At 59.0% G+C, this 20750-nt stretch carries 18 protein-coding genes; 4 read left to right on the forward strand and 14 right to left on the reverse strand.

Features of this window, described 5'->3' with window-relative positions; genetic code table 11:
* Positions 1 to 23: 23 nt before the first annotated feature.
* From IG617_RS20110 to IG617_RS20120, 3 genes are all read right to left on the reverse strand, one after another.
* A complete protein-coding gene (locus tag IG617_RS20110; RefSeq protein WP_192111000.1) occupies positions 24 to 1898 on the reverse strand; it encodes an extracellular solute-binding protein in 1875 nt (624 codons plus the stop codon).
* Positions 1895 to 3775 carry an extracellular solute-binding protein gene (locus IG617_RS20115; protein WP_192111001.1) on the reverse strand — a complete coding sequence of 627 codons (1881 nt, stop codon included), beginning with the start codon at positions 3773 to 3775 and terminating at the stop codon, positions 1895 to 1897. Before IG617_RS20115 ends, IG617_RS20110 begins: the two co-directional genes overlap by 4 nt.
* 300 nt (positions 3776 to 4075) lie before the next feature.
* Entirely contained in the window at positions 4076 to 4633 is a 558-nt protein-coding gene (locus IG617_RS20120; protein ID WP_192111002.1) for a c-type cytochrome, read from the reverse strand.
* A 196-nt stretch (positions 4634 to 4829) separates the two neighbouring features.
* Here IG617_RS20120 and IG617_RS20125 point away from each other — a divergent pair, with 196 nt between their 5' ends.
* Genes IG617_RS20125 through IG617_RS20135 form a run of 3 tightly spaced genes read left to right on the forward strand, consistent with a single transcriptional unit; the run spans position 4830 to position 7535 of the window.
* A complete protein-coding gene (locus IG617_RS20125) occupies positions 4830 to 5564 on the forward strand; it encodes a 3-deoxy-manno-octulosonate cytidylyltransferase (RefSeq protein WP_338110046.1) in 735 nt (244 codons plus the stop codon).
* Between the two features lie 53 nt (positions 5565 to 5617).
* The gene (locus tag IG617_RS20130; protein WP_192111004.1) at positions 5618 to 6508 is read left to right on the forward strand and encodes a prephenate dehydratase; all 891 of its coding nucleotides are present in this window, start codon (positions 5618 to 5620) and stop codon (positions 6506 to 6508) included.
* Between the two features lie 25 nt (positions 6509 to 6533).
* Entirely contained in the window at positions 6534 to 7535 is a 1002-nt protein-coding gene (locus tag IG617_RS20135) for an adenosine kinase (protein WP_192111005.1), read from the forward strand.
* 73 nt (positions 7536 to 7608) lie between these two features.
* Here IG617_RS20135 and IG617_RS20140 read toward each other — a convergent pair whose 3' ends face one another.
* The 10 genes from IG617_RS20140 to rimP all read right to left on the reverse strand — a co-directional run bounded on the left by IG617_RS20140 (position 7609) and on the right by rimP (position 19299).
* On the reverse strand, positions 7609 to 8229 hold the full coding sequence (locus IG617_RS20140) for a 2,3-bisphosphoglycerate-dependent phosphoglycerate mutase (protein WP_153770347.1): 621 nt from the start codon (positions 8227 to 8229) through the stop codon (positions 7609 to 7611).
* Between the two features lie 28 nt (positions 8230 to 8257).
* The gene (gene dapB, locus IG617_RS20145) at positions 8258 to 9070 is read right to left on the reverse strand and encodes a 4-hydroxy-tetrahydrodipicolinate reductase (RefSeq protein WP_192111006.1); all 813 of its coding nucleotides are present in this window, start codon (positions 9068 to 9070) and stop codon (positions 8258 to 8260) included.
* Positions 9071 to 9215: 145 nt separating this feature from the next.
* A complete protein-coding gene (gene pnp / locus IG617_RS20150; RefSeq protein ID WP_153770345.1) occupies positions 9216 to 11342 on the reverse strand; it encodes a polyribonucleotide nucleotidyltransferase in 2127 nt (708 codons plus the stop codon).
* 239 nt (positions 11343 to 11581) lie between these two features.
* Entirely contained in the window at positions 11582 to 11851 is a 270-nt protein-coding gene (gene rpsO, locus IG617_RS20155) for a 30S ribosomal protein S15 (protein WP_153770344.1), read from the reverse strand.
* 207 nt (positions 11852 to 12058) lie between these two features.
* Positions 12059 to 13006 carry a tRNA pseudouridine(55) synthase TruB gene (truB, locus tag IG617_RS20160; protein WP_192111007.1) on the reverse strand — a complete coding sequence of 316 codons (948 nt, stop codon included), beginning with the start codon at positions 13004 to 13006 and terminating at the stop codon, positions 12059 to 12061.
* 84 nt (positions 13007 to 13090) lie between these two features.
* Entirely contained in the window at positions 13091 to 13513 is a 423-nt protein-coding gene (gene rbfA, locus IG617_RS20165; RefSeq protein WP_153770342.1) for a 30S ribosome-binding factor RbfA, read from the reverse strand.
* A gap of 104 nt (positions 13514 to 13617) precedes the next feature.
* Complete coding sequence (infB, locus tag IG617_RS20170) at positions 13618 to 16287, reverse strand: translation initiation factor IF-2 (RefSeq protein WP_192111008.1); 2670 nt, start codon at positions 16285 to 16287, stop codon at positions 13618 to 13620.
* A gap of 7 nt (positions 16288 to 16294) precedes the next feature.
* Positions 16295 to 16948, reverse strand: coding sequence for an RNA-binding protein (locus IG617_RS20175; protein WP_192111009.1), 654 nt, complete (start codon positions 16946 to 16948; stop codon positions 16295 to 16297).
* A gap of 36 nt (positions 16949 to 16984) precedes the next feature.
* Positions 16985 to 18634, reverse strand: coding sequence for a transcription termination factor NusA (gene nusA / locus IG617_RS20180; RefSeq protein WP_192111010.1), 1650 nt, complete (start codon positions 18632 to 18634; stop codon positions 16985 to 16987).
* 74 nt (positions 18635 to 18708) lie between these two features.
* Positions 18709 to 19299: a ribosome maturation factor RimP gene (gene rimP, locus IG617_RS20185; RefSeq protein WP_192111011.1), complete on the reverse strand. Its 591-nt coding sequence runs from the start codon at positions 19297 to 19299 to the stop codon at positions 18709 to 18711.
* Between the two features lie 286 nt (positions 19300 to 19585).
* Here rimP and IG617_RS20190 point away from each other — a divergent pair, with 286 nt between their 5' ends.
* Positions 19586 to 19957, forward strand: coding sequence for a helix-turn-helix domain-containing protein (locus IG617_RS20190; RefSeq protein ID WP_192111012.1), 372 nt, complete (start codon positions 19586 to 19588; stop codon positions 19955 to 19957).
* 49 nt (positions 19958 to 20006) lie between these two features.
* On the opposite strand, the gene trmB is transcribed toward IG617_RS20190, so the two are convergent.
* A complete protein-coding gene (gene trmB, locus IG617_RS20195; RefSeq protein ID WP_192111013.1) occupies positions 20007 to 20693 on the reverse strand; it encodes a tRNA (guanine(46)-N(7))-methyltransferase TrmB in 687 nt (228 codons plus the stop codon).
* Positions 20694 to 20750: the final 57 nt, after the last annotated feature.

Consider the following 20750-nt stretch of genomic DNA (forward strand, 5'->3'; position numbering starts at 1 on the left):
TTCTATCGCCTCGTGTTGTGCGCCTAGCCGGCCTTGCCGATCTTCTTTGCCTTTTCCAGATCCAGCCACCAGGTGGTCTCGACCGGGAAATCGTAAAATGGCGGCTTTTCCGGATAGCCGAACATGTCCCATAGGGCCACTGTATGGACCGGCTTGGTCCATTGAGGCACCCAGTAATGACCCGGTCTGAGGGCACGGTCGAGGGCGCGGGCCGCCACCGTCATTTCCTCACGGCTTTTGGCCGACAATGCCGTTTCCATCAAGGCGTCGACCACCGGATCGGCAATTCCCGCTAGATTGTAGCTGCCCTTGATTCCGGCAGCTTTTGAGCCCCAGAACTGACGAATGCTGTCACTCAGTGTCGCCGTCAGCGAGAACCGGCGGCTGGCCACTTCAAAGTCGAAGTCATTCAGCCGTGCCTGATACTGGGCAGGGTCTACCAATCGGAAGTTCGCCTTGATCCCGAGCCGTTCAAGGTTCTTGATGTAAGGCAGGACGATGCGCTCGTATCCGGGGGAATTGTTGAGGAACTCGATTGTGAGCGGCTCGCCGGTCGGCCCCACCAACACAGAGCCGTCACGAGTGTAGCCCGCCTCAGTCAACAAGCGCGAGGCTTCGCGAAGCATGGACCTATCAAAGCCCGATCCGTTCGAGACCGGCTGGACATAGAGCTCGCCAAAGACCTCATCCGACACCTGACCACGGAAGGGTTCAAGCAAGGCAAGCTCTTCCGGAGAAGGCATGCCCTGAGCCATCATGTCCGAATTCTGGAAGAAGGACTGGGTGCGGGTGTAGAGCCCGTAAAACAGCGACTTGTTCGACCATTCGAAGTCAAACGCATAGCCAATGGCCCGGCGCACGCGAGGGTCGGAGAATTTGTCCAGTCTGGTGTTGAAGAACCAGCCTTGCGCACCTGCAGGCCTGTTGTCCGGAAACTCCTTGCGGATTACCCGGCCGTCCTCGACCGCCGGGAAATTGTATTCCGTCGCCCAGATCTTCGAGCTGAACTCCTCCTGAAAGGTCACGTTGCCCTTCTTGAAGGCTTCGAAAGCGACTTGATACTCGCGGAAGAATTCAAGGCGCAGCACGTTGAAATTCGAATGACCGACGGAAACCGGCAAGTCCTTGCCCCAATAGTCCTCGACCTTGTGATACTCGAGGTAGCGGCCGACGGCATGTTTGCCGACCTTGTAAGGGCCTGAAGACAGCGGCGGCGTCAGGGTCGTCTGCTTGAAGTCGTAGGCGGTGTAGTACCGCTTGGAAAAGATCGGCAGTTCCGCAACCACCAGCGGCAGCTGCCGTGTCTGTTTGCCCGTGAAGCGAACGGCGACCCTGTGGGTCTCCAGAACTTCGGCATCGAGAAGTTCGCCCAGAACCTGACTGATCTGAGGATGACCATCGGCCTTGAGCAGGATCAGCGAGAAGGCAACATCTTCGGCCGTGAGCTTCGACCCGTCATGAAAACGGGCCTCGGGACGCAGGTTGAAGATGTAGGTGTTGCCGTCCTCCTCGATCTCGACGCTTTCCGCAATGAGCCCGTAGAGCGCGTCCGGTTCATCCAGAGCGCGCGCCATCAAGCTGTCAAAGCAGAGCTCCATGCGTGGAGGCGCATCGCCTTTCAGGATGAAGGAGTTGAGCGTGTTGAAGGTGCGCGGATTTTGATTGTAAGACCAGCTCGGCGCCCGGAAGACGAAGGTGCCGCCCTTCGGCGCATCCGGATTGATGTAGTCGAAATGCTGGAAATCCGCCGGATACTTCAGGTCACCAAAGACAGACAGTCCGTGGCGCCTGTCGCTGGCGAAAGCGCTCTCCAGGCCGAGCGGCAGGCTGGCAGCCAGGGCACCGGCACCGGTCAGCTTCAGAAACCGCCGGCGATTTGTCTCCAGGGGCGCCGTCATTTCGCGACCCCTGTCTTGGCGGCCTTCGCCTCGTCGTACCACCAGATCGTCGGGAAGCCGTTGGAATATTCGGGAATGTTCTCCGGATGGCCAAAGCGGTTCCAGCGGGCGGTGCGGTCGACGTCGAGATACCATTGCGGAATGACATAGTGGTGGTGCATCAGCACCCGGTCGAGCGCACGCGTCGCGGCGACGAGCTCCTCGCGGTCCTCTGCGAAGATCACCTTTTCAATCAGAGCGTCGACGCCCGGATCCTTGATGCCTGCATAATTGTAGGACTGCTGCTTGTCCGCGCTTTCAGAGCCCCAGTAGTCGCGCTGTTCATTGCCCGGTGACAGGGATTGGGCCCAGAGCAGGGTCGCCATGTCGAAGTCACGGCTGCGAATGCGATTGATATATTGCGGGGTATCGAGGACGCGGATGGTCAGATCGATGCCGATCAGCTTGAGATTGTTGGCAAAGGGCAGAACATATCGCTCAGCACTTGGGTCCTGGGCAATAAACTCGATCGTGAAGGGTTCGCCGGTGTCGGCGTTGACGAGCTTGCGCCCTTCAAGCTTGTAACCTGCGGCCTTCATCAAGGTCAGGGCCTCGCGCAGGTTCTGACGCTGCTGCTGTGGTCCGCCGCCAACCGGGTTCTTGTATTCCTCGGTGAAGACCGAGGCCGGAACCAGGTCGCGGACGCTTTCCAAGATTTCAAGTTCCCGTCCTTCCGGAAGACCCGTCTGCGCCAACTCGGTCCCCGCGAAAAAGGACGAAATGCGCTTGTACTGATCGAAGAAAGACGTGCGGTTGATGCTCTCGAAATCAAAAGCGTAGTTCAGTGCCTCGCGCACCCGCTCGTCCTGGAATTTCTCCCTACGCAGGTTGGGAATGAACGCCTGCATGATGCCGGAGCCGTGGTCGGGGAATGTTTCCAGAACGACCTTGCCGTCTTTCACTGCCGGAAAATCATAGGCCGTCGCCCAGTTCTTGGCGATGTTCTCCCGGCGCCAATCATATTGGTCTCCCTTGAAAGCCTCCAGCAGAACTGCGCTGTCCCGATAGGAATCATAGCGAATTTCATCGAAGTTGTTGGTCCCGACCTTTACCGCCAGATCCTCGGCCCAATAATCCTTGACGCGCTCATAGGTGACGCGGCGATTGAAGGAGAAATCCTTGACCTTGTAGGGACCGGAGCCCAGCGGGGCTTCCTGCAGGCCGCTGGCGATGTCGCGCGGCTTGCCGCTGGCGTTGGTGCCTTCCCACCAATGCTTTGGCAAGATCAGCAGCTGGCCCATGATGTGGGGCAATTCGCGGTTGTTTTTCGTATCGAATTCAAAGCGAATGACGCCGCCGGGACGCTCCTCGGCGCTGGTGACATTCTTGTAGTAGAATTTCTGCCGCGGGCTTAATTCCGTGGCCTTCTCGAACGACCAGATGACGTCGGCTGCGGTGATCGGCTCGCCATCGTGCCAACGGGCTTTCGGGTTCAGGCGATATTCGACCCAGGAAAAGTCTTCCGGGTAGCGGAGCGCTTCTGCGATGAGCCCGTATTGCGCGCTGATATTGAGCTCGTCCAGAGAACTCTCCATCAAGGTCTCATAGACAAGGCCGACGCCGGGCGCCGGATTCCCCTTGGGCAGAATTGGATTGAAGGTATCAAAGCCACCGGACGTGGACAGACGTACAAGGCCGCCCTTGGGTGCGTCCGGGTTCACATAGTCGAAATGGGATGCGTCAGCGCCATACTTCGGTTCGCCGGTCAGCGCCGTTGCCTGATGCCACTCCGGTTCGGATGCAAGAGCCGGTGCTGTGGCGCCTGCCACCGACAGCCCAAGCAGAACGCCTGTCAGAAGGCTCTTCAACGCCCCAGATCGCCGTGTGTGGCCTGTCATCCAATTCCTCCGTCTTCGCCCATGGGCTGCGGCTCAATCTCGAACCGGCATCGAATACATCTCTTATTGCGATACTAGGGGAGACAATAGGGCGCCGTCACCTGTTCCGGCGACACATGACAGAAATTTAAGGCAATGCACAAAAAGGCCTGTCGCTTTTCACGAGGCCGGAGCGTGTGGTTTGATCTCAATGCCCCCACCTGTGACCTCATGATCACGACCGCATCCAGATAGCAAAAAGGCTGCGCCTTATGGCGCAGCCTTTCAATTCAACAGGGTCATGCCCTGGAAGCTCCAGCCTTACTCGGCAGCTGGCAGCGGAACCGGATCGCTGGCCTGCTCGCGCAGATAGGCAATCATGTTGGCGCGATCTTCAGGCTTGCGCAGACCTGCAAAGCCCATGGACGTGCCCGGGATGTGATCCTTCGGCTTGATCAGGAAGGCTTCGAGTTCTTCGAACGTCCAGGCCGGATGCGTTTCGGCATAAGCGGTCATAGCGGACGAATAGGCAAAGCCTTCGTGAGAGGCCGGCGCGCGGCCGACGACGCCCCAGAGCGCAGGACCAACCTTGTTGGCGCCACCTTCATCGAAGGAGTGGCAGGCAGCGCACTTCTTGGCGACCTTCGAACCGTCATCAGCGGTTGCCGAAGCAAGGCGGATGGCGATTGGCTCGACCTCTTCGACATCGGGCGCCGCGCCTGCGGCCTGCGAGTCAGCGCTCGCAACCACGATTTCATACCCAGGTTTGCCCGGAATCGTCGGTTCAAAGATGATGTCCGATACAATTCCGACACCCATGGTCAGAAGAAGCACCATCAAGACCGCGCCTGCGGCCTTATTCAGCGTGAAGGAATCCATTCTCTCCGGCTCCAAGCTAATACGCGTCCGGGTCCGCGACTTGCATCACGGACCCATTAAGCTTTTCGATTTGGGCGGACCCTACAAATTTTTTGACGCCGCTGTCCATAGGTATAAAAGAACTCGCAGTACGACATTCGGACGCGGCTATGCGCGCCGCAGTGTCCCGCACGTTGTTTTTGAACCGGAGTCCCTCGTGACCAGCGCCCTTGTCGTCATTCCCGCCCGCCTCAATGCCACCCGTCTCCCGCGCAAGCCCTTGGCAGATATCTGCGGAAAACCAATGATTGTCCGGGTTCTGGAACAGGCTCAAAACGCGGACATCGGTCCCGTTGTCGTTGCCTGTGACGATGAGAGCATTGCACAGGCTGTGCGCGATCATGGCGGCAAGGCTGTCATGACCCGTGCAGATCATGAATCAGGCTCTGACCGGATTCAGGAAGCAGCCGACGCAATCGACCCTGCCAGAAACCACGATGTGGTCCTCAATCTGCAAGGCGATGTGCCGTTGATTGCCCCTGAAGCGATTCGGGCCGCCTTTGCTCCCCTGGCTGACGCAAGCGTTGATATCGGCACGATCATGACGGAAATTCGCGAGGAGCAATTCCGCGACGATCCGAGTTTCGTCAAAGCCGTCGTCACGCCATTGGGTTCTACAGCCTATCGGGCGCTCTATTTTACCAGAGCCACGGCCCCCACGGGCGACGGTCCGCTCTTTCAGCACATTGGTGTCTATGCGTATCGCAGGGCAGCCCTCGACCGGTTCGTCGCGCTGCCGGCCTCTCCTTTGGAGGTTCGCGAGAAGCTGGAACAGCTGCGTGCCCTTGAAAACGGCATGCGCATTGATGTCTCGCTGATCGACACGGCGCCCATGGATGTGAACACCCCTGACGACCTGGAACGGGCCCGAGCCGCTGTTTCCGCGCAATGATTGCCATTCTCTGGTATGTATCGCCAAACTTGATCGAGGAATGAAGAGTACCGATGTCTGACCGCAAGAAGATCGTCTTTCAGGGCGAAACCGGCGCCAACTCACATATGGCATGCAGCGACGCCTACCCTGACTTTGAAGCCATCCCTTGCGCGACTTTCGAGGATTGTTTTTCGGCTCTGGAACATGGAGATGCGGAACTGGGCATGATCCCGGTCGAGAACTCGGTCGCCGGGCGCGTGGCCGACATTCATCACCTTCTGCCCAAGTCCAGCCTGCACATCATCGGCGAATACTTCATGCCGATCCGCTTTCAGCTGATGGCGCCCAAGGGAGCCCCGCTTGAGGGCCTGAAGAGCGTGCAGAGCCACGTCATGGCCCTTGGACAATGCCGCAACATCATCCGCGAACTCGGTCTTAACGCCGTCGTCGGCGCGGACACCGCGGGATCTGCACGTCAGATCGCCGAACGCAATGACCCGACGGCCTCAGCTCTTGCACCACGCATGGCGGCCGACGTCTATGGCCTCGATATCCTGCGCGAGGATGTGGAGGACGCTGCCCACAACACCACACGGTTCCTGATCCTGTCCCGGGACGATCGCAAGGCGGCCAATTCCGGGCAACCGATCATCACAACCTTCATCTTCCGCGTCCGCAACGTGCCCGCTGCGCTTTACAAGGCGCTTGGCGGCTTCGCGACCAATGGCGTTAACATGACCAAGCTGGAATCCTACCAGCTTGAAGGCCAGTTCTTTGCCTCGATGTTCTATGCGGACATCGAGGGCCATCCGGACGACCCCTCCGTTAGCCTCGCCCTCGAGGAGCTGCGTTTCTACTGCGCCGAGTTCAAGATGCTTGGCGTTTACAACGCCAGCCCGTTCCGCGAGAAGATCAGGGAACCTGAAGCCAACCGGGCCCTGCGCCCGACGCCTGAAATTTAATGAAGTCGACCATCAGGAAATCTATATGACCGAAATCAAGTATGATGCCCTGTGCATCGGCAATGCCATCTGTGACGTCTTCGCCCATGTGGAAGAAGACTTCCTGCTTCAGGAAAGTCTTGTCAAAGGCTCCATGCGCCTGATCGACACCGAAGAGGCCGTTCGCCTTTACGACAAGATGGGACAGACGGTGCGCATTTCCGGTGGCAGCGCCGGCAATACGGCCGCAGGCATCGCTTCTCTTGGCGGGAAACCGGCGTTTTTCGGCAAGGTGGCCGAGGATGAACTGGGCGACAGCTATGCCCACGACATGAAGGGCACTGGAGTTCACTTCGAAACGCCTCGTCTTGTCGACAGTGACCCCACCGCCCGCTCCATGATCCTGATCACTCCGGACGGTGAGCGGACCATGAACACCTATTTGGGTGCCTGCACCCGGTTTGGCCCAGCCGACGTCGATCCGGAAATCGTCAAGGCTTCCGCGATCACCTATATGGAAGGCTATCTGTGGGATCCTGAAGAGGCGAAGAAGGCGTTCCTGGAAGCCGCCAAGATCGCCCACGCGAATGACCGCAAGGTCGGCATTACCCTGTCGGATTCCTTCTGCGTTGACCGGTACCGGTCCGAGTTCCTCGGCCTCTTGAAGGACGGCGTGGTCGACGTCATGTTCGCCAACGAGCATGAACTGAAAGCCCTCTACGAGACAGCTGATCTGGACACGGCCATTGGCGCAGCCCGCGACTGCGGCGCCCTGACAGCTCTGACCCTCGGCGAAGAAGGCGCGATGGCAATCACCTCAACCGAGATCGTCAAGGCCAAGGCCAAGGTTGTCGATGAAGTGGTCGATCTCACTGGCGCCGGAGACCTTTTCGCCTCCGGCTTCCTATTTGGCCTGGCGCGGGATTACGACCTGAAGTCCTCAACGGAATTGGGCTGCCTGTGCGCCTCGAACGTGATCGGACATGTGGGCGCACGCCCCGAAAAACCGCTGAAGACGATCGCGGAGCAGGGCGGCTTCGAAGTCTGAGCCCTTTGCAATCAAGCAAAACAAAAAAGGCGGCCGAGTGGCCGCCTTTTTCATACTCAGAGAGAATGCACTATCAGTCAGCGAGGTCTTCCACGCTGATGACCTTGCCATCCTCATCCAGCCGGTAGATGACTGGCGCGCCCGTGCCCAGTTCACGCTTCAGGATCTCTTCAGGCGACAGGCCTTCCAGTTCCATGATCAAGGCGCGAAGGGAGTTGCCGTGGGCAGCGACGATCGTCCGCTTGCCTGACAGCACCTGGGGAAGGATCTCCGTGCGGTAGTAAGGCAGAACGCGTTCGGCCGTCATCTTGAGGCTTTCGCCGCCCGGGGGCGGAATGTCGAAGGAACGGCGCCAGATGTGTACCTGCTCTTCGCCAAACTGCTGGCGCGCCTCGTCCTTGTTCATGCCGGTGATGTCACCGTAGTCACGCTCGTTCAGAGCCTGGTCCTTGATCGTTTCCAGGCCTTGCTGGCCGAGCTCTTCAAGGATGAGGGTCAGCGTCTTCTGGGCGCGCTGCAGAACAGACGTATATGCGATATCGAACTGCAGCTTCATGTCGTGCAATTGCACGCCTGCATTCTTGGCTTCGGCGACACCCTGCTCCGTGAGGTCAGGATCCTTCCAGCCGGTGAACAGGTTCTTCAGGTTCCACTCGCTTTGACCGTGGCGGACAAGCACCAAGAGGCGTTCCATAACCGATCTCCCAATTTCTCAACAAATGTCAGTCGTTCAGGCCGAGAACGTCGGCCATCGAATAAAATCCGGGCTTCTTGTCGAAGGCCCAAAGCGCAGCCTTTACTGCACCCTTCGCAAACAGCTGACGATCTTCGGCACGATGGGTCAGCTCTATCCGCTCCCCCTCGCCGGCGAAAATCACCGAGTGCTCACCAATCACCGAGCCACCACGAAGCGTGGCAAAACCAATGTCGCCGCTCTTGCGGGCGCCCGTGATCCCGTCCCGGGAGCGCACGGAGTGCTCGGCCAGAGGGATTTGACGCCCCTCGGCTGCCGCCTCGCCAAGCAGCAGTGCGGTTCCCGAAGGTGCATCAACCTTATGTTTGTGATGCATCTCGAGAACTTCGATATCAAAGTCTGCATCAAGGGCCTGGGCGGCTTTTTTCACCAGCGCGGCCAGGAGATTGACGCCAAGGCTCATATTGCCCGACTTTACGATTCGCGCATGACGAGCGGCCGCAAAAAGCGGTTTATCCTCATCTTCCGCCCAACCGGTCGTGCCAATCACGTGGACGATGCGCGCCTGAGCGGCAAGCTCGGCAAATTCGAGCGAGGCAACCGGCGCAGTGAAATCAAGAACACCGTCAGCAGCGGCGAATGCGGACAGCGCATCGTCGGTGACGGCAACTCCGAGCGTCCCGACGCCCGCCAGTTCACCAATATCCTGACCGAGGAATTCGGAGCCGCTGCGCTCGATCGCGGCACAAACGCGCGCACCTTCGATTTCGGCAACGGCGCGCACAAGTGCGCGGCCCATCCGGCCGGCCGCGCCAACGACTACAAGGCGCATTTCACTCATGCCCATCCCCATCTTGAAACAAGTGGATGCGGTATAGCAGCTTCGAAGGACTTCGCAAATCGTCCAAAGACCGCCAACCACAAACGAAAACAGGGCGGAACCGAGAACCGGATCCGCCCTGTTTCAAATCATTCAATTCGAAAACTTAGCCTTCTTCGGCTTCTTTTTCGATTTCCTTGCCTGTCTCCTGGTCAACGACCTTCATGGAGAGGCGAACCTTGCCACGCTCATCGAAGCCCATGAGCTTGACCCAGACCTTGTCGCCTTCCTTGATCACGTCGGTGACCTTGGCCACCTTGCGCGGAGCAAGCTGGGAAATGTGAACGAGGCCGTCCTTCGCGCCGAAGAAGTTCACGAATGCGCCGAAGTCAACGCATTTCACGACCGTACCTTCATAGATCACGCCAACTTCCGGCTCAGCTGCGATGGAGTTGATCCAGTTCACAGCAGCCTGGATGGCCTTGCCATCTGAAGATGCGATCTTGACGGTGCCGTCGTCTTCGATGTTGACCTTGGCACCGGTCTTCTCGACAATTTCACGGATGACCTTGCCGCCCGAACCGATGACTTCACGGATCTTGTCGACCGGGATCTTCATCACTTCGATGCGCGGCGCATGTTCGCCGAGCTCGGCGCGGCCTTCGGTGATGGCATTCGCCATTTCGCCGAGGATGTGGACGCGGCCGTCTTTCGCCTGCGCGAGCGCAACCTTCATGATCTCTTCGGTGATGCCCTGGATCTTGATGTCCATCTGCAGCGCAGTGATGCCGTTTTCGGAACCTGCAACCTTGAAGTCCATGTCGCCGAGGTGATCTTCATCGCCGAGGATGTCGGACAGGACTGCGAAACGCTCGCCTTCCTTGATCAGACCCATTGCGATGCCTGCCACAGGCGCCTTGAGCGGAACACCGGCGTCCATGAGAGCCAGGGACGTACCACAAACGGTCGCCATGGAGGACGAACCGTTCGATTCTGTGATCTCGGACACCACGCGAAGGGTGTAAGGGAACTCATGATGCGCAGGAAGCATTGGGTTCACAGCGCGCCATGCGAGCTTGCCGTGACCGATCTCACGACGTCCCGGGGAGCCCATGCGGCCTGTTTCGCCGACCGAGTAGGGCGGGAAGTTGTAGTGCAGCATGAAATGGGACTTGTAGGTGCCTTCCAGGGCGTCGATGAACTGCTCATCTTCGCCGGTACCGAGCGTCGCTACGACAAGGCCCTGGGTCTCACCACGGGTGAAGAGCGAGGAACCATGGGCACGCGGCAGGATACCAACTTCCGACGTGATCGCACGGACGGTGGACAGGTCGCGGCCATCGATGCGCGATCCGGTGTCGAGAATGGCACCGCGAACGATCTCGGCTTCGAGATGCTTGAATTCACCGCCAAGAACGGTTGCTTCAGGAGCGTCTTCGCCGCCGTTGTCGATCAGCGCTTCGACAACCTTTGCCTTTGCGGCATCAATTGCATTCTTGCGTTCGGTCTTGGCGGTGATTGCATAGGCGGCCTTGAGCTCGTCTGCAGCCAGGCCCTTGATCTGCTCGTAAAGGGCAGAATGGTCAGGCATGGAGAATTCGCGCGGCTCTTTAGCAGCGGTTTCAGCCAGCTTGATGATCGCATCGATCACCGGCTGGAAGCCCTTGTGACCGAACATCACGGCGCTGAGCATTGTGTCTTCGTCGAGTTCCTTGGCTTCGGACTCAACCATCAGGACAGCGTCCTGCGTGCCCGCAACGACGAGATCAAGCGCAGATTCGGCCATGTCGTCGATCAGCGGGTTCAAAACGAACTCGCCGTTGATCATGCCGACGCGTGCGCCGCCGATCGGGCCCATGAAAGGAACGCCGGAGATCGTCAGAGCTGCAGAGGCCGCAACCATTGCCAGCATGTCCGGAGCATTTTCCATGTCGTGCGACAGAACGGTGATCACCACCTGGGTGTCGTTCTTGTAGCCGTCAGCGAACAGCGGGCGAATCGGACGGTCGATCAGACGCGAGGTGAGCGTCTCATGCTCGGACGGACGGCCTTCACGCTTGAAAAAGCCACCAGGAATCTTACCGGCAGCATATGCCTTTTCCTGGTAGTTCACGGTCAGCGGGAAAAAATCCTGGCCAGGCTTCGGCGACTTCGCGGAAACAACAGTGGCGAGGACCTTGGTATCACCATAGGTCGCCATCACGGCGCCGTCGGCCTGACGGGCAACTTTGCCCGTTTCGAATACGAGCGGACGACCGCCCCATTCGACTTCTACACGATGAACATCAAACATCATGATTCCTTACAGCTTCGTCCCGAGCTGCGGTCTTCGAACCGCGCATCTGTTCGGGACATTTATCGGTCGACCCCGTATGGGCCGGTTACCGATATGACAAGCCACGGGCAAGACGACAAGCGGCTTCCGTTTTGATCCGAAAGCGGCCGGCAATCCTGCCCCATGACCGTCACGTGTCTTCCTATAGTAAAACGCGGCGGGCAAATCCACCCACCGCGTTTATTTGACCAGACCTGTTAGCGGCGAATGCCCAGGCGTTCGATCAGGGTCTTGTAACGCTCTTCGTTCTTGCCGCGGACGTAGTCCAGCAGCGAACGGCGCGTCGCAACCATTTTCAAGAGGCCGCGGCGGGAGTGGTTGTCCTTGCCGTGATCCTTGAAGTGACCCGTGAGGTTGTTGATCCGCTCGGTCAGGATTGCGACCTGGACTTCCGGAGAACCCGTGTCGCCTTCCTTGATGGCGTATTCTTTCATCAACTCAGCTTTGCGCTCAGTGGTAATCGACATCGCTCTTTCCTTTCGAAGATGCAGCCGGGCAAACCCGGCTTTAGATGGTGCCGGAAACCCGGCCTGATCCGCACCGTCACCAGAGCCGAGATGTCGGTCAGCAAAGGTTGGTACGGACGAATTGAGCCAATAGGCCCAATGGCGGCGGAATATGGCGGAAAACCTTCGCCATTTCCAGTGAATTCTTGGGGAACCGCGAAGCGTGGCCTAGCCAAGGTTAAAGACGCGCGCCGGCTGGAAGCGGCCCTTGTCGATGGCGCCAATGGCGACGGGCTCGCCGGCGTGGCTGGCGAAGGCGGTTTCGCAGTTCAAAGGCGCCTCCCGGCCACGCAGTAAAATCGCCATTCCCTGGCGAATTTTCCCGGCATCCTCGAGAGAAACCGGGAGCTCGAGAAGATTGTCCATCGCTTCGCGAACCGGACGAATAAACTCATCGACCAGAGCCTCGACACCCTCGCCTTCTTCGCGCTCATCGGCGGCTTCCAGAAGATTTTCAAGCGTGACCATGTCCTCTTCGCCAAACGGCCCGACAAGAAGACGCCTCAGTTCCGTGACGTGGCCCCGCGTGCCGAGACGCCGGCCAAGATCGCGCGCAAGCGCGCGCACATAGGTGCCCTTGCCGCATTCAGCCTCTATCACCGCCCGGTTTTCATCCGGACATTCGACGAGGTGAAGGCGGTGAACGTCGATCGGCCGGGCTTCGAGTTCGATGTCAGCACCGTCGCGTGCAAGATCATAGGCGCGTTCGCCATCGACCTTGATCGCGGAAAAGATCGGCGGCACCTGCATGATCGTGCCGACGAATTCCGGCAGGACAGCCTCGATATCAGCAGCCTGCGGCCGGACGTCCGAGGTCGCGGCCACTTCGCCTTCAGTGTCATCAGTGGTGGTTTCCGCACCCCAGGTCACTTCAAAACGATAGACCTTGCGCCCGTCCATGACGAAAGAGACCGTCTTGGTCGCCTCGCCAAAGGCCAGGGGCAGACAGCCTGATGCCCGCGGATCTAGTGTGCCGGCATGGCCGACCTTTTGCGGTGAGAGTATCCGCTTGATCTTGCCGAGTGCGTCGTTGGACGTGATGCCATAGGGCTTGTCGAGCACCAGCCAGCCGTTGATCGCGTTGCGTTTTCTTTTGACTTGTTTTTGACGCGCCATGAAGGGTCCGATTGTGTCTTAGAGCCGGTCGCCGCGAGGAGCTTTGCCCCGCACCAATTGTAACCGCGCCGGAATGCCTGAGCCTCAGTCCTGCCCGTCGTCGCCGTCAGTGTCCGTTTCCAGATCCCTGGAAACGCCCGGCGAATGCAGCAGGCTTTCGATCCGGTCATCGTCGTCGAAGCGTGTATCGAGAACAAAGCGCAGATCTGGCGAATACTTCATGGTCATACGCCGAGACACCAGGCCACGCAGATATTTCGCGCAGCGGTTCAGCGCCTTTTCGATCTTCTCGCCGTCACCACCGCCAAGCGGCATGAACAAGCAAGATGCAAGGCGCAAATCAGGTGTCATGCGAACTTCCGGGATGGTCACGATGATGCCGTCGAGTTCAGGATCGGCGATTTCACCGCGGGTCAGAATGTCCGACAGTTCCTTGCGCACAAGTTCACCGACGCGCAACTGACGCTGCGAAGGGCCTTTGGCGCCCTGTCCGTGTTGTCGTGTCATGATTTCAATCCATTTCCGGCGCTGGCAGACCGGCGCCAAATGCAAGACGCCGGCGCGGCTGAAAATGCGGCGCCGGCGTATTTGATTTTACAGAACCCTGACTATCAGAGCGAACGAGCGAGATGCTCAACGCGGAAACATTCGATGATGTCGCCTGCGCGCATGTCCTGATAGCTGACGAAGTTCATGCCGCATTCCTGGCCGGATTCGACAGACTTGACCTCGTCCTTGAAGCGCTTGAGCGTGCCCAGCTTGCCTTCGTGGATAACGACGTCGTCGCGAATGAGGCGGACTTCCGCGCCACGCTCGACCATGCCTTCGGTGACCAGACAACCTGCGACCTTGCCGACCTTGGAAATGTGGAAGATTTCCTTGATCTCCGCGTTGCCGAGGAAGGTCTCGCGACGCTCTGGCGACAGCAGGCCGGACATGGCCGCTTTGATGTCATCCACGAGATCGTAGATGATGTTGTAGTAGCGGATCTCGATGCCGTCACTGCGCGCAGCTTCGCGGGCCTGCTTGTTGGCACGCACGTTGAAGCCGATGATCGGAGCCTTGGAAGCAGATGCCAGTGTGACATCACTTTCCGTGATCCCGCCAACGCCGGACATCAAGATGCGTGCACCGACTTCGTCCGTGCCGAGTTCGTTCAGCGCATGAACGATGGCTTCAACGGAGCCCTGAACGTCGCCCTTGAGGACCAGCGGGAATTCCTTTTTCCCGGTTTCCTGCAGACGGTTCATCATCTGCTCAAGCGAGCCACGGGCACCAGAGGCAACCACGGAAGCCTTCTCGCGGATCTGACGCTGACGATAGTCAACGATCTCACGAGCGCGGGCTTCGTTCTCGACAACGGCGACCATGTCACCGGCTGCCGGCGTACCCTGGAAACCGAGAACTTCGACCGGCTTGGAAGGACCAGCCTCTTTCACCTGATCGCCATTCTCGTCGAGCATTGCGCGAACACGGCCCCACTCGGCACCTGCGACAATGATGTCGCCCGGGCGCAGAGTGCCCTTCTGGACGAGAACGGTCGCAACCGGACCACGGCCACGGTCAAGCTGAGCTTCAACGACAATACCTTCTGCCGTGCGATCTGGATTGGCCTGAAGTTCGAGAACTTCCGACTGAAGCAGGATCATTTCCAGCAGCTTGTCGAGATTCGTGCCGTCCTTGGCCGAGACTTCAACGTCAATGACGTCACCACCCATGCCTTCGACAACAATCGAGTCCTGAAGCAGCTCGGTGCGCACACGGTTCGGATCGGCGCCCGGCTTGTCGATCTTGTTGATTGCAACGATGATCGGAACATCGGCTGCCTGAGCATGCGCGATGGCTTCCTTGGTCTGCGGCATGACACCGTCATCAGCAGCAACGACCAGGATCACGATATCGGTCGACTTCGCACCACGAGCACGCATCTGAGAGAAGGCGGCGTGGCCCGGCGTATCGATGAAGGTGACCTTGTTGCCATCCTGTTCGACCTGGTACGCCCCGATATGCTGGGTGATGCCGCCGGCTTCGCCGGTCACAACCTTTGAGTTGCGGATGGCATCGAGCAAGGACGTCTTACCGTGGTCGACGTGTCCCATGATGGTCACGACAGGCGGACGCGGCTGCATAGTGCCGCCATCGTCCTCGGTGGAGAACAGGCCTTCTTCAACATCCGCTTCGGAGACGCGCTTGACCGTATGGCCCATTTCAACGGCGATGAGTTCAGCGGTATCCGCGTCGATCACATCGTTGATCTTGAGCATCTGGCCCTGCTTCATCAGAAGCTTGATCACGTCCACGGACCGCTCGGTCATGCGGTTTGCGAGTTCCTGAATGGTAATAGCTTCCGGCAGGATGACCTCACGCAGGACCTTTTCACGCACAACCTGCTGACCGCCGCGCTTTTCCTTCTCGCGGCGGCGGCGCAGCGATGCCAGTGAACGCGAACGCTGTTCGTCGTTGCCACCGGTCGCAGCGGAAATCGTCAGCTTCGAGCGACGGCGATCGTCGCCGGTGCGCGGGCGTGTCGTTGTCGGGGCAGGAGCTGCCTTCTGACGCTTGACGGGACGAAGTGCCTGTTTGCGGCTGTCGTCTTCGGCAGGCTTTTCGTCGCGGCCAGCAGCCGGACGTGCAGCTGCACCAGCCGACTTTTCAGCGCGGGCACCACCTTGCGCAGGCTTGGCTGCTGCTGGAGCCGGTTTGGCGGGAGCCGCGGCCGCAGCCTTTGCGTCTTCCTCGGCCTTCAGCGCAGCCTGCTTGGCTTCTTCAGCTTCGCGAATCTTGCGGGCTTCTTCTTCAGCTTTCAGTCGAGCTTCTTCCTCGACCTTGCGGATCGCCTCTTCTTCGGCGCGCCGCTTGGCATCGATCTCGGCCTGCTTGCGCTCTTCGACTTCGCGAACCTGCGCCATCTTGAGCGCTGCACTACGTGCTGCCGCTTCTTCCTTGGTCAGCGTCCGCAGAACGTTGCCGCCCTTTTGCTGCCGTTGCCCAGAAGCACCTGCAGCACGACGTGCTGCCTGCTGTGCGTCCGGCTGCGGCTTGCGCGGAGCTACCTCGGCAGGCTTTTCAAGCCGCTGCGTCTGAAGCGCGGGCTGTTCAGCCTTGGGCTCCTGACCCGGCACGACGACACGACGCTTCTTTTTTTCCACGACGACGGCTTTGGACCGGCCGTGCGAGAAGGACTGGCGAACAGTCCCCTGGTCACCACCACCCCTTTTGATGCCGAGCGTTTTCCGCTCAACACTGATTGTCTTGTCGCCTGGGTTTTTCGTATCGCTCATATTGCCTTCAGTCCTGCGCAACTGCACCAGCTGCGTTGCCTATATCTTTTGTGGCGGAATTCGACCGGAAAACCTCGAGTTCGCGTCCCCGCGACAGGAAGTTTTCGCTCGCCTGACCCGCAAGCAGTGCAGCATGTATCACATTTGACCGACCCAATGCCAAATTCAATTGAGTCGAATCGAACAAACGGACGATCTGCGGCCCGTTTGTGGTCTCACTTCGGCTTGCGGCCACCGCCGCCAGCTTTCGAATCCCATCCTCGGCTGCATCCGAAGCGTGGATCAGCCCCACGACAGAGTCCCGTCGAAGGGCAGCTTCAACTTTCGAAAACCCGGTTACGAGCTCCCCAGCCTTGCGGCTGATGGAAAGCGCAGACAAGGCCGCTTTTTCCAGAAGCACATCAACGCGCTCCGCTAGCCCTGGCTCGACAATGGCTTCACACTTGAAGCCACGGCCGAACACCCGTTTCCTATCTTTCTCAGCGAGCCGGACCGTTTCGTCCGCTGCTGTAACCCATACGCCGCGCCCCGGGAGAACCCGTTTGAGATCCGGAACGACCTTTCCCTCTGGGTCCAGGACGAAGCGGATCATGCGATCTACCGGCTGAACCTCCCGCGTTACGGCACATTGCCGCTCGGTCGGCTCACTCTTTCTTGGCACCTGCCACCTCCGTTAGACCGCCTTCCGGCAGCGATTTCAGCCCTTCAGGATCGCGCCCGCAGCCGCTTCCTCAGCTTCTTCCTCAACCGCTTCAGCATCGTCAGCGACTTCGCCGTCTTCCTGCTGAGCGTTCAGTTCCTCTTCGGTCACCCAGCCAGCACTCACGCGGGCCGACATGATCATCGCTTCCGCATCAGTCCGGGACACGTCAAATGCGCTCAGAGCACCTTCGAAACGCTTCGTCTCGCCGTCCTTGCGCTCGGTCCAGCCAACCAGATCGTCGGTGGCACACCCAGCCAGGTCTTCGACCGACTTGACGTCATCCTTGCCAAGCGCAACCAGCATCGCCGTTGTCAGGCCATCAATGGTGCGCAGATCGTCGGAAACTCCGAGATCGCGACGCTCCTGATCAAGCCGGGTTTCCAGCTCTTCCAGATAGTCACGCGCACGCGCCTGAATTTCTTCTGCGGTGTCGTTGTCGAAGCCCTCGATCATCGAGATCTCGTCAAGCTCGACATATGCGACTTCCTCAACGGAGGTAAAGCCTTCTGTCGCCAAAAGCTGTCCGACCATTTCGTCGACGTTGAGAGCTTCCATGAACAGGTTGGACCGTTCCTGGAATTCCTTTTGACGACGCTCGGACTCTTCGTTCTCGGTCATGATGTCGATGGCCCAGCCGGTGAGCTGAGAAGCCAGACGCACGTTCTGACCACGACGACCAATCGCAAGACTTAGTTGTTCATCCGGAACGACAACTTCAATACGCTCGGCGTCTTCATCGAGCACAACCTTGGCAACTTCCGCCGGCTGCAGGGCATTGACGATGAAGGTTGCAGGCTCATCATTCCACGGAATGATGTCGATTTTTTCACCCTGAAGTTCACCAACAACCGCCTGAACACGGCTACCGCGCATACCGACACAGGCACCAACAGGATCGATCGAGCTGTCCTTCGAGATGACCGCGATCTTGGCGCGTGAGCCAGGGTCACGGGCTACCGACCGGATCTCAATGACACCATCATAGATTTCCGGGACTTCCTGAGCAAACAGTTTCGCCATGAACTGCGGATGCGTGCGCGACAGGAAGATCTGCGGGCCACGCTGTTCGCGGCGGACATCGTAGATGTAAGCGCGAATACGGTCGCCGGTTCGGAAAGCTTCGCGCGGGATCAACTCATCGCGGCGAACGATACCTTCGCCACGGCCGAGGTCGACGATAACGTTGCCGTATTCGGCACGCTTGACGACACCGTTGACGACTTCGCCGACGCGATCCTTGAATTCATCAAATTGACGGTCACGCTCAGCTTCGCGGACCTTCTGCACGATCACCTGTTTGGCGGACTGTGCAGCAATACGGCCGAAGTCGAGCGGCGGCAACGGCTCGGCGATGAAGTCGCCCAGGCTTGCTTCCGGGTTGCGGGCAAGTGCCTCGTCCAGCGAGATTTCAGTCGAAACATTTTCGACGGTCTCGACAACCTGAAGCAGCCGCTGAAGGCGGATTTCACCGGTCTTGGAATTGATCTCGGCACGCACCTCGGTTTCGGTGCCGTAGCGGGACCGAGCTGCCTTCTGGATCGCATCTTCCATTGCCGTGATGACGATGTTGCGGTCGATCGACTTTTCCCGGGCAACCGCGTCAGCGATTTGCAGCAGTTCCAGCCGGTTCGCGCTGATAGCCATTCAATCCACTCCTCTCGCGCCCTCATCTTCAGGTATTTCCTGGCGCGTTTCGTTCATGCCCTGCGGATGTCCGCTCAGTTGGGCTTGTTGTCCTCTGTCGCCTGCCCATCGGCGCGAGCGGCAAGCGCCGCCTTTTCCGCCTTGAGAGCAGCCGTAATCAAATCATCGGTCAAGACGAGCTTTGCCTCGCCCATGTCGGCGAGGGGCAGTTCGACCGTGTCAGCTTCGCCTTCGCGCGCATCCGGCAGACGGACCACCGCGGCGTCACCGCTAAGACCTGTCAGAAGTCCGCGGAAACGCTTGCGGCCTTCCTGCATCACCGCCATCTCGACCTTCAGCTCATGGCCGGCCCAGCGCTCAAAATCGCCCGGACGCACCAGAGGCCGATCGATGCCTGGAGAGGAAACCTCCAGATGATAGGCCCGGTTGATCGGGTCATCGACATCAAGTGCCGGCGATACGGCGCGGCTGATCGCTTCACAGTCTTCCACGGTCATCGTGCCGTCGGGACGCTCGGCCATGATCTGCAGCGTGCACCCATTGGCCGCGCTGATCTTGGTGCGCACAAGCCGATAGCCAAGGTCTTCAATGACCGGCTCGACAATGGCAGCAACCCGGGCGTCCAGCCCTTGCTCCGTAACAATGCGATCTTCGTGTGCGCTCACACTCAACTCCTGTGCGACGGCGAAATCTCTTGATCAGCCGCCTGTCTGCAAATCTCGTGGCTGGTGTAAGCAAGAACGGAGCGGGTCCCGGCGGGGCCCACCCTCATACCGCTCATATAAGCCGTGTGAGATGAAACACGGGCTGTATAACGCCAAACCAGTCCCAAAGGCAATAGCGGTGCCTTGATTGGATCGAAACTCCTTGCACAGCTACGCCATATCCAGGCGTGAGAACGTTCTTACGGCCTTCTTGCGACCGACGTGCAGCGGCGTTAGCCTTACCACCATGAGTAATGCTGACGCCTCAGATATTCACAGCAGACTGAGACAAGCGCGCATAAACGCGGGCTATCGATCCGCTGCAGCGGCTGCCGACGCGATCGGGGTTACGCTAAGCACATACACCTCCCACGAGAACGGCAATCGAGCGTATAGCTCTGATACCGCCACCTGCTACGCGAAGGGGCTGGGAGTGTCACCAAACTGGCTTCTTTTCGGAGAAGGCGCCGAACACACGGCAGACAAAATCGATAACAGCCAAAAGATCAAGCGGGCCGTCTATGGTGCTTTTGCCGCGGTCGAGGCCATGGGTCATCCCGTCAACGCCGAGAACATCAGCGAAGCGGCAGCACGTCTTTATGATCTGGAAGGCCGGTAGCCACTTCAGCAAGTTCGTACCTTGCCTCGGCGAAAACCACCCGAAGAGATCAAACCCTTAAAAAGGTAAGATACCGGCCGATACGGCCTTCCCGAATGGCCTTCGCCTCGTAGCGCGTGCCCGGCCAATTGTCCCAGGGGGTTTTCCAGTCCGAGGCGCATTGTGCAGTCCACTCGAACGCAGCGTGATCGCGGCAATGACGCAAGGTCCAGTCGACATAAGTGTCGATGTCACTTGCAAAGCGGAACTGGTGGCCAGGTTTCAGCACCCGGGCGTAGCGATCCAGGTTCTGCTGATTGATAAAGCGCCGCTTCCAGTGCCGCTTCTTCGGCCAGGGATCAGGATAGAGCTGATAGGCCAGATCAATTGAGGCTTCCGGCAACCAATCGAGCAGATTGATCGCGTCATCGTCGTAAAGACGGATGTTCTTGATGTCCTCGGCCACAACGGTTGTGACGACCTTGGCCATGCTGCCGACAAAAGGCTCAACACCGATGAACCCGGTTGTCGGGTTCTCACGCGCACGGTGGAGAAGATGTTCGCCGCCGCCGAAACCCACCTCGAGGCAGACGTCCTCAACATCGGCGTCAAAAAGCCCCGTCAGATCTGCCGGCACCGGTGAGCCGAGGTCCAGAGCGAGACGCGGCATCGCGTCTTCGACCAGCTTGGTTCGACTGGGGCTGAGCGGCTTGCCCTTTCGGCGTCCATAGAAGGAGCCTTCGTATCGGTCAGTCATGTTTCAAATCAAGCCGCCGGCCACATGGGCCGGCGGCAAGGTCCTGTTGTTCAAGGA

The sequence above is a fragment of the Roseibium polysiphoniae genome, assembly GCF_014842925.1.
Classification (GTDB): Bacteria; Pseudomonadota; Alphaproteobacteria; order Rhizobiales; family Stappiaceae; genus Roseibium; species Roseibium polysiphoniae.

Excerpts from the sequence above, each read along its gene's own strand:
- IG617_RS20110 (WP_192111000.1), bottom strand. The coding sequence starts at position 1,898 with ATGACGGCGCCCCTGGAGACAAATCGCCGGCGGTTTCTGAAGCTGACC.
- IG617_RS20115 (WP_192111001.1), bottom strand. The coding sequence starts at position 3,775 with ATGACAGGCCACACACGGCGATCTGGGGCGTTGAAGAGCCTTCTGACA.
- IG617_RS20120 (WP_192111002.1), bottom strand. The coding sequence starts at position 4,633 with ATGGATTCCTTCACGCTGAATAAGGCCGCAGGCGCGGTCTTGATGGTG.
- IG617_RS20130 (WP_192111004.1), top strand. The coding sequence starts at position 5,618 with ATGTCTGACCGCAAGAAGATCGTCTTTCAGGGCGAAACCGGCGCCAAC.
- IG617_RS20135 (WP_192111005.1), top strand. The coding sequence starts at position 6,534 with ATGACCGAAATCAAGTATGATGCCCTGTGCATCGGCAATGCCATCTGT.
- IG617_RS20140 (WP_153770347.1), bottom strand. The coding sequence starts at position 8,229 with ATGGAACGCCTCTTGGTGCTTGTCCGCCACGGTCAAAGCGAGTGGAAC.
- dapB (WP_192111006.1), bottom strand. The coding sequence starts at position 9,070 with ATGAGTGAAATGCGCCTTGTAGTCGTTGGCGCGGCCGGCCGGATGGGC.
- pnp (WP_153770345.1), bottom strand. The coding sequence starts at position 11,342 with ATGTTTGATGTTCATCGTGTAGAAGTCGAATGGGGCGGTCGTCCGCTC.
- rpsO (WP_153770344.1), bottom strand. The coding sequence starts at position 11,851 with ATGTCGATTACCACTGAGCGCAAAGCTGAGTTGATGAAAGAATACGCC.
- truB (WP_192111007.1), bottom strand. The coding sequence starts at position 13,006 with ATGGCGCGTCAAAAACAAGTCAAAAGAAAACGCAACGCGATCAACGGC.
- rbfA (WP_153770342.1), bottom strand. The coding sequence starts at position 13,513 with ATGACACGACAACACGGACAGGGCGCCAAAGGCCCTTCGCAGCGTCAG.
- infB (WP_192111008.1), bottom strand. The coding sequence starts at position 16,287 with ATGAGCGATACGAAAAACCCAGGCGACAAGACAATCAGTGTTGAGCGG.
- nusA (WP_192111010.1), bottom strand. The coding sequence starts at position 18,634 with ATGGCTATCAGCGCGAACCGGCTGGAACTGCTGCAAATCGCTGACGCG.
- IG617_RS20190 (WP_192111012.1), top strand. The coding sequence starts at position 19,586 with ATGAGTAATGCTGACGCCTCAGATATTCACAGCAGACTGAGACAAGCG.
- trmB (WP_192111013.1), bottom strand. The coding sequence starts at position 20,693 with ATGACTGACCGATACGAAGGCTCCTTCTATGGACGCCGAAAGGGCAAG.